Source organism: Chryseolinea soli (genome assembly GCF_003589925.1).
Taxonomy (GTDB): Bacteria; Bacteroidota; Bacteroidia; order Cytophagales; family Cyclobacteriaceae; genus Chryseolinea; species Chryseolinea soli.
The window spans coordinates 7,069,926-7,085,473 of the sequence record NZ_CP032382.1 but is presented as its reverse complement, the minus strand read 5'-3'; the positions used below and the strand labels follow the sequence as shown (position 1 = coordinate 7,085,473).

The 15,548-nt window shown below is 53.9% G+C and carries 12 protein-coding genes; 11 read left to right on the top strand and 1 reads right to left on the bottom strand.

The window, feature by feature from the left end; translation table 11 throughout:
* Nucleotides 1–7 precede the first annotated feature (7 nt).
* From D4L85_RS29390 to D4L85_RS29375, 3 genes are all read left to right on the top strand, one after another.
* Nucleotides 8–1,426, top strand: a complete 1,419-nt coding sequence (locus D4L85_RS29390) for a SusD/RagB family nutrient-binding outer membrane lipoprotein (RefSeq protein ID WP_119758997.1) — start codon at nucleotides 8–10, stop codon at nucleotides 1,424–1,426.
* Nucleotides 1,427–1,974: 548 nt separating this feature from the next.
* Nucleotides 1,975–2,892: an NADP-dependent oxidoreductase gene (locus tag D4L85_RS29380; protein WP_119757697.1), complete on the top strand. Its 918-nt coding sequence runs from the start codon at nucleotides 1,975–1,977 to the stop codon at nucleotides 2,890–2,892.
* A 94-nt stretch (nucleotides 2,893–2,986) separates the two neighbouring features.
* Nucleotides 2,987–3,625 carry an NUDIX hydrolase gene (locus D4L85_RS29375; protein ID WP_119757696.1) on the top strand — a complete coding sequence of 213 codons (639 nt, stop codon included), beginning with the start codon at nucleotides 2,987–2,989 and terminating at the stop codon, nucleotides 3,623–3,625.
* A gap of 149 nt (nucleotides 3,626–3,774) precedes the next feature.
* On the opposite strand, the gene D4L85_RS29370 is transcribed toward D4L85_RS29375, so the two are convergent.
* Nucleotides 3,775–4,338: a ferritin gene (locus D4L85_RS29370; protein ID WP_119757695.1), complete on the bottom strand. Its 564-nt coding sequence runs from the start codon at nucleotides 4,336–4,338 to the stop codon at nucleotides 3,775–3,777.
* 179 nt (nucleotides 4,339–4,517) lie between these two features.
* Between D4L85_RS29370 and D4L85_RS29365 the strand changes: the two genes are divergently transcribed.
* From D4L85_RS29365 to D4L85_RS29330, 8 genes are all read left to right on the top strand, one after another.
* A complete protein-coding gene (locus tag D4L85_RS29365; protein WP_119757694.1) occupies nucleotides 4,518–5,684 on the top strand; it encodes a hypothetical protein in 1,167 nt (388 codons plus the stop codon).
* A gap of 4 nt (nucleotides 5,685–5,688) precedes the next feature.
* Entirely contained in the window at nucleotides 5,689–6,123 is a 435-nt protein-coding gene (locus tag D4L85_RS29360) for a QcrA and Rieske domain-containing protein (protein WP_119757693.1), read from the top strand.
* Nucleotides 6,124–6,134: 11 nt separating this feature from the next.
* Nucleotides 6,135–7,208 carry an imelysin family protein gene (locus D4L85_RS29355; protein ID WP_119757692.1) on the top strand — a complete coding sequence of 358 codons (1,074 nt, stop codon included), beginning with the start codon at nucleotides 6,135–6,137 and terminating at the stop codon, nucleotides 7,206–7,208.
* A gap of 33 nt (nucleotides 7,209–7,241) precedes the next feature.
* A complete protein-coding gene (locus D4L85_RS29350) occupies nucleotides 7,242–8,627 on the top strand; it encodes a di-heme oxidoreductase family protein (RefSeq protein ID WP_228450671.1) in 1,386 nt (461 codons plus the stop codon).
* Nucleotide 8,628: 1 nt separating this feature from the next.
* Entirely contained in the window at nucleotides 8,629–9,282 is a 654-nt protein-coding gene (locus D4L85_RS29345; protein ID WP_119757691.1) for a response regulator transcription factor, read from the top strand.
* Nucleotides 9,283–9,473: 191 nt separating this feature from the next.
* Nucleotides 9,474–11,864 (top strand): TonB-dependent siderophore receptor, encoded by a 2,391-nt coding sequence (locus D4L85_RS29340; RefSeq protein ID WP_119757690.1) that lies wholly within the window; start codon nucleotides 9,474–9,476, stop codon nucleotides 11,862–11,864.
* Nucleotides 11,865–11,875: 11 nt separating this feature from the next.
* Nucleotides 11,876–13,090 (top strand): PepSY-associated TM helix domain-containing protein, encoded by a 1,215-nt coding sequence (locus tag D4L85_RS29335; RefSeq protein ID WP_119757689.1) that lies wholly within the window; start codon nucleotides 11,876–11,878, stop codon nucleotides 13,088–13,090.
* 69 nt (nucleotides 13,091–13,159) lie between these two features.
* Nucleotides 13,160–15,472 carry a transglycosylase domain-containing protein gene (locus D4L85_RS29330; protein WP_119757688.1) on the top strand — a complete coding sequence of 771 codons (2,313 nt, stop codon included), beginning with the start codon at nucleotides 13,160–13,162 and terminating at the stop codon, nucleotides 15,470–15,472.
* Nucleotides 15,473–15,548: the final 76 nt, after the last annotated feature.

Here is a 15,548-nt window from a genome sequence, read left to right as displayed (position 1 = left end):
GATCCACATGAAAAGAATATATCTCATCGCTCTTGTGCTCATGGTCGTGTCGGGTTGCAACAACTTCGACGACGACATCAACAAGAACCCCAACAAGCCCAGCACGGCGTCGAACACGCAGTTGCTGGCAGAAGCGATGCGCCACTTGCCGGAGACGGCTTCCGGCGCTTCGGCCAACTTGTATGTGCAACACTGGTCCGAGGCGGAGTACATCACGCTTTCGCGGTATGACAATGTGTTCTATAATTTTTACGACTGGTATTCCGAACCGCTCGCGAACATCGAGGCGGTGATCACGTCCACTACGCTGAACGCCAACGAAGGCCCCATCCCAAACCAACTGGCGGTGGCCAAAGTGATGAAAGCCTACTTCTTCTGGTACATCACCGACCGCTGGGGCGACCTGCCGTATACCGAAGCTTTGAAAGGACGCGAGAATTTTACGCCGGCCTACGACACGCAGGAAACCATCTACAATTCCCTCTTCGCGCTGCTGGACGAAGCCGATGCCCAATTCGTTGCCGGCGACATCAGCAACGACATCGTCTATAGCGGCGACGTGGATCAATGGAAGAAGCTGGGCAACACCATCCACATGTTGATGGCCCTGCGATTGTCAAAGATCGCTGCCGACAAGGGCAAGGCCGAATTCAACAAAGCCCTGGATCGCGGTATCCTGGAATCCAACGGCGACAACCTGGTGTATCGCCATTTGTCGGACGCCAACAATTGGAATGCCTGGTATGATGTGTTCGACCAGCAAAACCGTTATTGGTATGCCGTCAGCGAAGCCTTGGTGAACTACATGCAGCCCGTGGGCGATCCCCGGCTGCCCACCTTTGCCAACACCAACGACAACGGCGACTATGTGGGCCTGATGTATGGCCTCACCGGCGAGGAAGTGAACACCGGCATCTATGAAAAAGAAAACATTTCCATGCTGGGCGACGCCATGCGGCAGCCGACAACGGCCGTCTATATCGTCACCTTTGCCGAGGCGTTGTTTGCACAAGCGGAAGCGGCTAAGCTGGGATGGATCGGCGGCGGCGATGCGGCGGCCGAACAATTTTATAACGACGCCATCCTCAACTCGGTGATGCAATGGAACAACGACGACGATACGGGCGTGAGCGACATGATGCTGCAAGCCGGCATACCTTATGATCCCGCCAACGCCATCAAGCAGATCAGCTACCAGCGGTGGGTACATTTGTTCATGAACGGCTACGAAGCGTGGGCCGAATGGCGCCGGACCGGCTACCCCGACCTGCAAGCGCCCACCGATAACAACGGGCGCGAGATCCCACGGCGCGAAGGATATCCGACGCAGGAACAGCAAAACAACACGCAGCATTACAACGAGGCCGTTCAACGCCTTGGGGGCAGCAACGATTTGAACGGACATGTTTGGTGGGACAAGAAGTAGTTTTAGTTTGGGATAGATAGGGAAAAGCTCCGGGTGCGACACCGCTGTCGGCCCGGAGATTTCTTTGTTGGGCAACACCCAACCGTCTTCGCAAGGGCTTTCGAAGAAAAGAAAATTTTTTAACGAGCGCACCGGCGAACCTCCATGCCGTTGCGATACTGCAATTGTATTTTTAGTGAGTGTATGGTTTCGGCCGGAGTAGTCACCTGTCAATTCATGTGTTCCCATTTGCCAACGCTATTTCCCCAAAACAAACCACGCCGCCAGGTTCCACACGACAGAACCCAACCAGCAGCGACCCAGGACCATGTACTAACTACTAAAGCCTGCGTTTTCGTTACTGAGTCGTATAGTTCTCTGTGGCAACTGGACCCCTTAGTATTTTGAAACTGGTCCACCAAAGCACCTAAATTAAGCTCTAATTTTATTCCAGATTCAAAAAGCCATTTGTACAACTTAAATGTTAAGATCATGATGAAATTAAGATTGTGCAGCAACAACACGTCGTCAAGTGGGTGTTTGCTGATGAGCAAAAAAGGAGGTGTGTTATGAAAGCAATCGTAGTGAAAGATCAAGCCGCGGGAAAGGCCGGGATGCAGCTTGTGGAACGACCTGAGCCGCAAGCAGCGATAAATGATGTTATCGTTCAGGTCCATGCCTCGGCAATAACAGGCGATGAACTGACGTGGCCCTCGACCTGGATCGATCGCGCCGGCCGTGACAGGACGCCATCGATCCCCGGTCACGAGTTGGCGGGCATCGTCACCTCTCTTGGCTATGGAACAACGGGGCTATCCATAGGACAGCGCGTGTTTGGCCTCACGGACTGGTACCGCGACGGCACACTGGCGGAGTATGTAGCCGTCGAGGCGCGCAACCTCGCGCCGCTGCCGAGCGATGTTGACTTCACGGTTGGCGCAGCCCTCGTGATGCCGGGCCTCACCGCATGGCAGGGGCTATTCGATCACGGCCGCCTCAGGGCAGGACAGACCGTTCTTGTACATGGTGCGGCCGGCGTGGTGGGTTCAATGGCAACGCAACTCGCACGCGCAGCCGGTGCTTATGTCATCGGTACTGGACGCGCAAACGGCCGCCAGACGGCGCTCGATTTTGGTGCACAAGCGTATGTCGATCTTGAAAACGAAAAGTTGCAAGACGTCGGCGGAGTCGATTTGGTTTTCGATGTCTTCGGTGGAGATATTGCCAATCAGTCCGCAAGCTTGATCAGGTCTGGGGGAACCCTGGTGACCATCGCGGGTCCGATCGAAGCCCGGCCTGCCAACGGATCTACAATCGACTTTGTCGTTGAAGCCATTCCAAGCCAATTGAGTGAGATCGTCCAGCGACTGCGCGAGGGACGACTGCGGGCGAACATCGGCAATACATCTGTTCTCAACGACGCTGTTGCAACCCTCAATTCGACCCATCGGATCAACGGAAAGACGATCATTCGCGTTCGCCCTTAAAAAGTCCGAGTGTTGACGGGCACTTCCCCCGTCCAATAAAAAAGACGGCCACCCGAAAGCGGCAGCCTCTTTTTTTTTGCCAACTTGGGCACGCATGGAATGGGTTGAGAAATTGAAAGCGCGGCTGCAGCTCCCGTTGCCCGGGCCCGCGGCGCACGAACCACTCAGGGCAACACCGGTAGGGCAGCCCATGCCCGACTTTGGTCACCGGCTCCCTCCTAAACCGGGAGGTGTGCTCATCTTGTTGTACGAAGAAGACGGCGTGGTGAAATTCCCACTCACCAAGCGACAGGAATATCCGGGTGCACACAGCGGGCAGATAAGTTTCCCGGGCGGAAAGGCCGAACCTGGTGAATCCGGAATTCAGACGGCGCTGCGGGAGGCGCATGAAGAGATCGGGGTAGGGCTAGAGGGAATAGATGTGTTGGGGACGTTGACAAATTTCTTTGTGATCCCCAGCAATTTTATGGTGACGCCGGTGGTGGCCTATAGCCCGGTGGTTCCGGCGTTTATGCGCAGTGAGTATGAGGTGGCGAGGATCTTGGCGTGCAGGGTCAGCGATCTTTTGAAAGAGGATGCGGTGACGGAGAAAGAGATCTTGGCGGCGGGGAAGATCCGGATGCTGGCGCCGCATTTTGAGCTGGAAGGGGAGACGGTGTGGGGGGCTACGGCGATGATGTTGAATGAGTTTAGGTTGGTGTGGTGGGATGTTGTAGGGGAGAAAAAAGTTTAACCGCAAAGGCGCAAAGGGCGCAAAGTTAACGCAAAGAAATGCAAACGCGCTTGTTGATGATGAACACCAACAAGCGCGAGTCTTGTATTTAACCTTTGCGTCTTCTTTGCGCCCTTTGCGCCTTTGCGGTTAAACCCGCTACGAAAGCACTAGCCTCTATCCGGCCCGATCTTCCCCGACACACGAGCAGCATACGCTTCCAGCTTACCCACTTCCTGATCGATCATAAACAAACCAACACCTTCTTCACCGATGATGTCGAAGATCTCGACGGCGCGGCGGGCGAGGGTTTCTTCTTCGCGCTGTTCGTTCACGTACCACTGCAGGAAGTTGAAGGTGGCGAAGTCCTTGATCTGGAGACATTGGTCGACAATGTTGTTGATCGACTTAGTGACTTCGATCTCGTGGAATAACACCTGCTCGAAAACTTCGCGCAGGCTTTTGAATTCGTGTTTGATGCCCGTGATCTCGGGTTGCAGGGCGTGCCCGCCCGCGGCGTTCACATAGCGGAACAGTTTGAGCATATGGCGGCGCTCTTCTTCGGAATGTTTGTAGAGAAATTCGGCCGAGATCTCATAGCCTTGGGTGTCGCACCAGGAGGCCATGGAGAGGTAGGCAGCCGATGATTTCCCTTCCATAACGATCTGTTTATTCAATAGCGTCTCAATCTCCGGCGTAATGGACCGGGCGGGGGTGTAGGTCTGTTTTTTCATATCCTTCGTCTTTCAGGTAAGGTAGCAAAAGTCCGTTTTACCTGTATATTTTGGTTCCGTGTATTTGGATTAAATCTAAATAAGAAATAGTATTGCAGCTCTATTTAAGGCGTATGTTACGGTTTATGAAACGGCAGTTACTGCTTATCCTCCTCATTGTTAGTTCTTTACACGGAGTGATGGCCCAGGTCTTAACCCGGGAAGACTCGCTTTCAGCAGGGCTGATCCGGTCCAATAACACCACCGTACTCTCCGGCTATGGCCAGATCAAGGCCGAGTACGACTTTCGTCTGAAAACGGCAACGGCCAACCTTACCCGCAACGTCTTGTTTGTGGGACATAAATTCAGCAACCGCATTTATTTCTTCTCGGAGTTGGAGCTTGAAAACGCGAAGGTGGTTGGCGGACAGCCCAGCGGTGAGATCTCCATGGAGCAGCTCTTCCTGAAGTTCAGCGTGAACCGCGACATGTACATACAAGCCGGCTTGTTCATTCCCCGCATTGGCATCACCAACGAAAACCACTTGCCCACCACCTTCAACGGTAACGACCGCCCCTTCGTGGAGACGTTCATCATCCCGGCCACGTGGCGCGAGATTGGGGTGGGGCTTTATGGACGCGTGCGTTCCATTGCCGGCTTCAACTATTCGTTTGCCATCATGAACGGACTTAGCTCCAAAGGCTTTGTGAACGGCTCGGGTATCAAGGAAGGACGCCAGGAGGGGAGCAACGCCTCGGCGGCTAACCTGGCGGTGACGGCTTCGGCACTGTACTATGTTAAGAGCTGGCGTCTTCAGATGTCGGGCTATTATGGTGGCAGCGCGGGGCTGACTCCGCGTGTGGCCGATAGTCTGCAACTTCAATCCGGTGTTTTTGGAACACCCGTAGCGTTGGGTGAAGCGGATGCGCAGTATCACAAGAATGGCGTGGCCTTCAAAGCGCTGGCCACGGTGGTGGGCATCCCCGATGCTTATGAGATCAACCGCGCCTATGCCAACAACACCCCCAGCATGATGGTGGGATATTACGCAGAGCTGGGTTATAATTTTTATCAGTTGATCAATCCCGAGGTGCACAAGAATCTTAGCGTGTTTGTGCGCGAGGAATTTATGGACCTGAACTACCGCGTGCCCTCCAACGGTATCAAGAACGGCATCAATCACAAGACCTATACGGTGACGGGTGTTACCTACCAGCCGGTGACCGGTGTGATCATCAAGGTGGACTATGTGTTGCGCAAGACACAGCCGCGCAACGAGGACCTTATCGTGACACCTTTCCCGCAGCAACTTCCCTACTACACGTCGAACGGATTTTTCAACATTGGCTTAGGCTATAGCTTTTAGTACCATGAAAAAGACACGCAGAGAGTTTCTGAAAGATACCTGCACCACCTGCCTGGGCACGGTGGCGCTGGGCTTTACATTTTCACAGCTCAGCTCGTGCTCGTCGTTGCCGGTGTATAAGACCAACCTAAGTCAGAAAACCGTGGAGGTGCCCCTCACGTCGTTTGCCGAATCCAACCTGGTAATCGTGCGCGACATGCAGGTGCAGTACGACATCTTGCTGGTGAAAAAAGGTGCGGAAGAATACAATGCGCTCTACATGAAGTGCACCCACCGCGAGAATCCCGTGTCGGCCACCAAGACCGGATTGTATTGCCCGGAACACGGCAGCACGTTCGATCTCGACGGCAACGTGACCAAGGAACCTGCACCACTGCCCTTGAAACGATTCAAGACCGCCTTATCCGATCAAGCGCTCACTATCGATCTTAATTCCTAATTCATATCATCATGAAAAAGTCATATCTACAGTATCTGCTCGCCGGTGCCGCGCTCGTGAGCTTGTCCCATTGTTCTGACAACGACAATGCCTCGCCTGTAAATGAAGAATTGAATACGCAGGTATTGCTGGATTTTTCCGCCAATCTTCCCCAGGCGGTTTACAGCGATCTGTCGACGAAGACCAGCACACTCTACGACCAGGTAGTGGCCCTGGGAACCAATGGTGCTACGGACGATGAGTTAGCGGCCACCCGCACCACCTGGAAGCAAGCCCGTCAGGCCTGGGAACAATCGGAAGCCTTCCTGTTCGGCCCCGTTTCCACCAAAGACATCGATCCACACATCGACACCTGGCCGGTAAACTTCAATGACCTGAACGCCCAATTGAACAGTGGCGCCGAGTTCACCGCAGATTACATCAACAACCTCGACGACGCCCTGAAAGGTTTTCACCCCATCGAATACCTGATCTTTGGCGAAGACGGCAACAAGAAAGCCGCCGACCTCTCCGAGAGAGACATGGAATACCTCACGGCCCTTGCCCTCAATCTGAAGACGCTCACGGCCGATGCGAACAACTCCTGGAAGCCTTCCGTTTCCGGAAATTATCACACGATATTCACGACCGCCGGTACCGGCAATGCAACTTATCCCACGCAACTGGCAGCCTACCAGGAACTGGTAAACGCCATGGCGGGCATCTGCGACGAAGTGGCCAACGGCAAACTGGATGAACCTTTCACCGCGCAAGATCCTTCCCTGGAAGAATCGCCCTTCGCGCAAAACTCCATCATCGATTTTACCAACAACATCAAAGGCGTACAGGATGTATACCTCGGCAAATACAGCGCCGATGGCAAAGGCCTCGAGGACATCGTGCGTCAATACAACCTGCAATTGGACAGCGACATCAAGCTGAAGATCGACAATGCCATCAACGCGCTCGGAAAGATCACCGATCCGTTTGGAAAAGCGATCACTACGCAAGCCATGCAAATTGAAACGGCTATGAGCTCCATCAATGATTTGAAAGACATCCTGGAGACCGAGCTGTTGCCTTTTGTTCAGCAGCATACAAAATAAGAAACAAGCATTTCACGGGAATCTCGTGTAGCGATGAGGAAGGATAAAATTTTCATACAGGTTTTGATGGTGGTGGGGGTTATCGTCTCCATCTACTCCTGCGTGGAGCCGGACGCGCTGAACGATTCAGACTACAGCGAATGGCTCTCGGGGGGATCACAAACGGTTTTTGACAATGGCGCCGGAGGATTCAGCACGGCTTTTCCGCACCTCACGGCGGCGCGTGAAAAAGTACATTCCATTGGCGACGGGGCTTTCGGGCAAACCTTTGTCACGGCGCCAGCACCACAAAATCCCGGCCTCGGCCCCATCTTCAACAATGTGTCGTGCACGTCGTGTCACATCAACGATGGGAGGGGGAAGCCGCCGCTGCCCGGCGAACAACTTTCATCCTTACTCATCCGCATCAGCATTCCGGGAACAGATGCACACGGTGGACCCAATCCCGTGCCGGGTTTTGGAGGACAACTTCAGCAACGCGGCGTCTTTGGTGCGCAGCCCGAAGCTTCCGTGCGCATTGACTACACGGAACAATCCTACACGTTTGCCGATGGCACGCCGTATTCGTTGCGCTTTCCTACGTACACGTTAGAAAATCCATACACGACATTGCCTGCCGGCGTGATGCTCTCTCCCCGCGTGGCTCCGCCCGTGTTTGGCCTGGGCTTGCTGGAGGCCGTGGACGAAGCCGACATCCTCGCCTTGGCGGATCCGGACGACCGGAACGACGACGGCATCTCCGGGAAACCCAACTATGCCTGGAACGTCGCGGAAGGTAAAATGACCCTGGGAAAATTTGGATGGAAAGCCGCGAACCCCTCGCTGCTGCAACAATCGGCCGGTGCGTACAACGAAGACATGGGGATCACCAACTTTGTCTTCCCCCACGAGTCGGCTACCGGCCAGCCCCAATACGATGGGCGTGATGATGAATATGAAGTTTCCGATAGCTTGTTGTATTCTGTAGCGTTTTATATCCGCACCCTCGGTGTGCCGGCACGCCGTGCGGCCGATGATGCCGGGGTGTTGCAAGGCAAAAAATTATTCACCGATGGAAAGTGTTCACAGTGCCACGTGCCACGTCTGCGCACCAAGACCGATGTGGCGTTCCCGGAGATCTCCAACCAGGTGATCTTTCCCTATACCGACATGCTGGTGCACGACATGGGTCCTAACCTGGCCGACAATCGCCCCGACTTTGATGCCAGTGGCGTGGAATGGCGTACGTCGCCGTTGTGGGGGATCGGCCTGACGCGCATCGTGAACGGTCATCAAAATTTTCTGCACGACGGACGCGCCCGTACGCTGCTGGAGGCCATCATGTGGCATGGCGGTGAAGCTGAAGCGTCGAAAGAATTTGTGCGGACGCTTTCGCAAGATGATCGCGACAAGTTGATAAAATTTTTAGAATCCCTATAAGGTGAGGCATGCCCCATACAAGATCCTGTTGGCCGATAACCAGGCGCTCACCGCGGCAGGGCTAGTCCATTTGTTGTCCGACCGCGAGGAATTGGAAATTGTAGGACAAGTACCCCACCGCGAGGAATTGTTATCCCTCGTCGAGACCCATCAACCGAATTTACTGATTGCCGACTATAACCTGCCAGGCTACGTCACCATCGAAGACCTGCAGGATGTGGCACGCTCAGCGTCCAACCCACACATCCTGGTGGTGTCGTCCGACGATTCGAAGAGTTCTATTTTGGAGGTGTTGCAGTTGGGAGTGACCGGCTACCTCACCAAGGAATGTTCGCGCGAGGAAGTGATCATGGCCGTGCAGTCGACGTCGAAGGGCGAGAAGTTTTTTTGCCACAAGATCCTGGACATCATCATGGAGAAACATTTTTCTCCCGAAGCGCCCGCGGCCGACCCGTCGCTGCTGACCACGCGTGAGACGGAGATCCTTTCCTTGCTGGCTGCCGGCCAATCGACACAACAGATCGCCGATTCCCTCCACCTGAGCCCCCACACGGTCCATACACATCGTAAGAGCATCATCCGCAAGCTCAACATCAAATCGCCCACCGAGTTTGTCATTTATGCGATGGACTTTGGGCTGATCAGACCCAAGTAAATTTTTTAATTTCTTTCGATTACAACCGCGCCGTGACCACGCGAACCGATTCGCCTTGTCTCTGTTTTTTCTGTAGCGCCGGGCACTACCTCGCACAGGGTATATGAAATCCACTCCTTCAGGCGATTGATTCCGGTAGGGTATTGAATCTACTTTTGTACCTGATTTTATCTCCTACTAAACAACGTCAAATGAAATATTTTACTCCCCGTCACAGTGTCCTCCACGTTGTGCTTTTCGTGCTCACCATCGCCTGCGCCTGGGCCCAGACGGGCAACATCCGCGGCAGCGTAAAAACGGCCGACGGACAGCCCGCTGAATACATCAACATCGCCGTGAAAGGCCTTAGCAAAGGCGCCACCTCCAACGCCAAAGGCGAGTTCGAGATCCGGAAAGTACAAGCCGGCCCGCACGTGTTGCTCATCTCGTTTGTGGGGTTGGAACCTCAACAAGTCGAGATCGAAGTAAAGGCAAATGAAACAACCCAGGTACCTGAGATCACGCTTCACGAAAACGAAAAGGAGCTGAACGAAGTGGTGGTCACTTCCACCCGCGGTTACAAGGAAGATGCCGTGTCGCCCTCGCTCCGGCTGAAGACGCCCATCCTGGAAGCGCCCCAAAACATCCAGGTGATCAGCAAACAACTTTTGAACGACCAGCAGGTATTCGACATGCTGGAGGGCGTGACCCGCAACGTGAGCGGCGTTACCAAACTGGAGCATTGGGACAACTATGCCTACATCAACATGCGCGGCTCGCAGGTAACGGCTTTCCGCAACGGCATGAACGTGCAGATGCCGTGGGGCCCGCTGGCCGAGGACATGAGCATGGTAGAACGCATCGAGTTTGTGAAAGGTCCTGCAGGTTTTATGCTGGCTTCGGGTGAACCGAGTGGTTTTTACAACGTGGTGACCAAGAAGCCTACGGGTGTGAACAAAGGAAGCGTACAGCTCACCCTTGGGAGCTTCAATACCTATCGCACCGCGCTGGACCTGGATGGCAAGCTGACCAAGGACGGCAAGCTGCTGTACCGCATCAACGTGATGGGCCAGTTGAAGGGCTCTCACCGGGACTTTGAATCCAACAACCGTTATTCCATCGTGCCGGTCATCAAGTACTTGTTCGACGACAATACTTCGCTCACCGTGGAATACACACATCAGTTCTCGCAAATGAGTGCGATCGGTTCCAACTATGCCTTCTCGGCAAACGGCTATGGCGACCTTCCCCGCAACTTTACAACAGCCGAACCCAACCTGGATCCCACCAACATCAACGACCGCAATGTGCTGGCCATCTTTCAACATAAACTGAACGAGCGTTGGAATTTCACCGGCCAACTGGCGTACTACAACTACAAGCAGGTAGGCCAATCGTTATGGCCCAGTTCGGTCACACCGGAAGGCAATATGCAACGCGGCGCTTCCATCTGGGATGCGCTGGGGCTTTCGAAGATCGGTCAGTTCTTTGTGAACGGAGAAGAGCGCACAGGCAACATCACGCACCGCATCCTGGCCGGTATTGACCTGAGCAATAAAGATTATTACGCCGATTGGAGTCAGGGTGGCCCGCTTGGGGGCGATACGTTCAACATCTATAAACCGGTATATGGCCTGGTGCCCGCCTCGGCGCTGCCGACCTATGACCGGTCGAAGTCGATCCGCGAACGCGGTGTGCACTACAATCAAAGCACCACCGGCATTTACGTGCAGGACGAAATGGCCTTCCTGGAAAACAAAGTGCGGCTGACCTTGGCTGGACGCTATACGAATGCCAAGAACGCCGACCCGTATTCCGAAAGCACCGACGACAACAAATTCACCCCCCGCGTGGGCGTGAGCATTTCCCTGACGCCCAACACCATGCTGTATGGTGTTTATGACCAAGCCTTCCTTCCCAACCCGGGTCACGACTATGCCGGGAAGAAATTTGATCCCATCACCGGCAGCAACCTGGAAGCGGGTGTGAAACGCGATTGGATGAATGGCAAATGGAATGCCGGCCTCACCGCCTATCAGATCACCAAGAACAACGTGCTGGTGTTGGATACGGACCATCCCGATCCAACGACCGGTCAGTTGGTCTACTCCAAGCAAATCGGGCAAACCCAAACCAAAGGCATCGAATTCGATGTGCGCGGCGAAGTGGTGCGAAACCTGGAGCTGGTGTTGAACTACGCCCTCACCGACTCGAAAGTGACCAAAGACACGCAAGAGCAAAACATCGGAACAAAAGTGCCCGGCACGTCCAAGCACGTGACCAACGCATGGCTGAACTACCGCTTTAGCAACGGTGCCTTGAAAGGCCTCGGTTTTTCCGCCGGCTACCAATGGCAGGTCGAGCGCTCGTCGTGGTATGTGTTCGACGGCACAAACCAATCGCTGCCCAACTACTTCCGCCTGGATGGCGCCGTGTCGTGGCAGAACGAAAGCTTTAGCGTGGGCTTGAATGTGAACAACATTCTGGACGCTTACCTCTTTAGCGGCTCGCCCTACGATCTGAATTTTGATGGCAAGAAAGAATTCTACTGGCAAACGGAAGCGCCCATCAACTTCCGGTTGAACGTGGCTTATCGCTTTTAACGCTTGCACAGATGGCAGAAAAGAAAAAAAGTTGGTTTCGTAAAATTATTGGTTGGCTGCACCTCTGGCTCGGACTCACGTCCGGGCTGGTGGTTTTTATAATTGCGGTCACCGGGTGCTTGTATGCGTTCCAGGACGAGATCCAGAATGCGATGCAGCCTTACCGATTTACGGTGGCCCAGAACAAACCGGTGCTGCCGCCATCGCAGCTGAAAGCGATCGCTGAAAAAGAATTGCCGGGGAAGAAGATCCACGCCGTGTTGTATTCCGTCGCGGGGCGTTCGGCGCAGGTGATCTTTTATAATCTTGACCCGGAATATTACTACTTCGTGTACCTCGATCCCTACTCGGGTGAAGTATTGAAAGTGAGCAACGAGAACGCCGGCTTTTTCCGTTTTGTACTCGATGGTCATTATTACCTGTGGCTTCCGCCGGCGATTGGTCAGCCTGTGGTGGCCGTTTCCACGCTGGTGTTTGTGGTCATGCTCATCACGGGCATCGTGCTTTGGTGGCCAAAGAATCGCAAGGCCGCGAAGCAACGCTTCTCCATCCAATGGAGTGCCCGCTGGCGACGGAAGAACTATGATCTTCACAATGTGCTGGGCTTTTATGCATCGTGGGTAGCGATCATTTTGGCGTTGACGGGTTTGGTGTGGGGCTTTCAATGGTTTGCTAAGGGCGCACATGCCTTGGCGGGAGGAACGAAATCCCTGTTCTATGCCGAACCTATGGTCGATTCTACGGCCGTCGCGCAGGCCGGTCTGCCCGCCAGCGATCGGATCTGGATGAAAATGAAAGCCGAGAATCCCGGCGCACAGGTCATGGAGGTGCATGTGCCCGAAACCAAGGCATCGCCCATCGTCGTGACGGTCAATTTTGACAACGAAACCTATTGGAAGACGGACTATCGTTACTTCGATCCCTACACGCTGGAAGAATTGGAAGTTGATCACGTCTATGGCAAGCTTGCCGAAGCCAACGCGGCCGACAAACTGCTACGCATGAACTATGACATTCACACAGGTGCTATCATCGGCCTGCCCGGCAAGATACTCGCGTTTTGTGCCGGCCTGCTTTGTGCGTCGCTGCCCATCACGGGCTTTTGCATTTGGTGGGGGAGGAGAAAAAAGGATCGCCGGGAGGCAAAACAGTCCCCGCGTCAAGCCGCTTCCCGCCGCATAAAAACGGCCAATCGCAGCGCCCTCCCGAAAATACCTGCGGAATAGACATCGGACCTTCGTCGCGGCTTTGCGCCTTTGCGGTTAAAATCTTTACTTACGGCAAATTCATTCCGAATGGCCGTTAGAAAACCCGCAAAGATCAAGGAACTGCTTCAGCACCGCAGCCCTTGGTTTCGCCGCGCCGTCAAAGCGATCTGGATATTCTTTTTCTTGATCACGGTAGGTTGCCCCCTTTACATTGTTTCTGTCAAGTACGACTTCCTCGGGCTGTATGGCGGGATGCCCAGCCTGAAGTCCATCGAAAATCCGGAGAACGACTTGTCGTCGGATGTGATCTCGGCCGATGGGGTTTCCTTAGGTCGGTACTTCAGCTACAATCGAAGCCAGGTCCCTTTCAATAAACTGTCGCCGGTGTTGGTGAAGACGCTGGTCACCTCGGAAGACATTCGTTTCAAGGAACACTCCGGCCTGGATGCGAAGGCGTTGATCCGCGCGGTGATTGGAGCGCTCACCTTTCGGTCGTCCGAGATCGGAGGGGGCAGTACGCTGACGCAGCAATTGGCCAAGAATCTTTTCACGCTAAATCCGGAACTCGATGGACCTCTAGCGAAGCTGGGAAGAATTCCACAGAGGCTCATCCGGAAGTCAAAAGAATGGATCATCTCTGTTTACCTGGAGCGGCACTTTACGAAGGATGAGATCCTGGCGATGTATCTCAATACCTGTAATTTTAATAACAATGCTTTTGGTATAAAGGTCGCTGCCGAGACCTATTTCAATAAGCAACCCGACAAACTTAACGTACAGGAGTCAGCGGTATTGGTGGGGATGTTGCAATCACCATCGCTCTATAATCCGAAAGATCACCCTGAAGCCTCCTTGAACAAACGCAATACGGTGCTATATAAATTGTTCAAGGATGGTTACCTGTCGCGGGCAAAGTATGATTCCGTGAAAGCCCTTCCTATAGACATGAAATTCTCCGTGCAAAACCAAAACAAGGGATTGGCAACCTACTTCAGGACCGTAATCACCCCGGAGCTTGCCAAATGGTGTAAGGAGAATGGCTACAATCTGTGGGAATCCGGGTTGAAGATCTACACCACCATCGACAGTCGCATGCAACGCTATGCCGAAGAAGCGGTGGCGGAACAAATGAAGATCCAGCAAAGGAAATTCAACGATCATTGGAAAGGACAAAATCCCTGGATCGACGACAACAAGCGCGAGATCCCCGGCTTTCTCGAATCGCGGATCAAGCAAACGGATTATTATCGCTACCTCATTCGCAAATACGGAGAGCGTGGCGATTCAGTAAAGATCATGCTGAACCTCAAAAAGCGAATGACCGTCTTCACCTGGAATGGCGAGCGCGACACGGTGTTCAGCTCCATGGATTCGCTTCGCTACTACAAGCGCTTTTTAAACACAGGTTTCATGTCGATGGACCCGCACACGGGAGCGGTGAAGGCCTGGGTAGGTGGCATCAGTCACAAGTATTTTAAGTACGACCACGTGAAGCAGGGCACACGTCAGCCGGGATCGACCTTCAAGCCTTTTGTGTATGGCACGGCCATGGAGCAAGGTTACAACCCCAATCAAAAGTTTCAGGACATTTCTCCCACCTTCACGGTAGCCGGTGGCGCAACGTGGCGTCCGGCAAACTCCGATGGCAAATATGGAACAGGAGAGTGGCTCACGTTGCGGGAAGCGTTGGCCCAATCGAAGAATACCATCACCGCCCAACTATTGCAGCGGGTGGGCATCGACAACGTGGTGAATTTTGCGAAGCGCGCCGGAATCACAAGTCCCCTCGATCCCGTTCCAACGCTATGCCTGGGTGTCAGCGATGTTTCACTTTATGAACTAGTGGGAGGATACAGCACATTCGTGAACCTGGGCATTCACACCGAGCCCTTTTACATTACGCGTATAGAAGATAAAAATGGCAACGTCGTGGCAAGCTTTTCGCCCAAGATCCACGGAGAGGCCATGAGTGAGCATACGGCCTATAAGATGGTGTACATGCTGAGGGGAGTCGTGGAGGAGAAAACCGGCGGTTCACATTTTTTGAGCGAGGAAGTCAAAGGCGACAATGAAGTGGGCGGCAAGACGGGCACCACCAGCAACGCCAGCGATGGCTGGTTTATGGGCATCACGTGCAACCTCGTGTCGGGCGCCTGGGTAGGGGGCGACGAACGCAGCATCCACTACAAAACCTGGAGCCTGGGTCAAGGTGGCGCTACGGCCCGTCCCATTTGGGACCGGTATATGCAAAAGGTCTATGCCGACCGCTCACTTGAATATAAGAAGGGCCAGTTCAAACGTCCCTCCACGCCGCTCGACATGACGCTGGACCCCTCGCGCTACAGCGATATGCCGGCCGATTCAACGGATGACGGAAAGGATTTTGATCCCAATCAATGACCGTCCTAAACCGACCCATCATAACGAATAAAAGAAACAGGCGCCAAGAACAATCCCGGCGCCTGTTTCTTTTTAA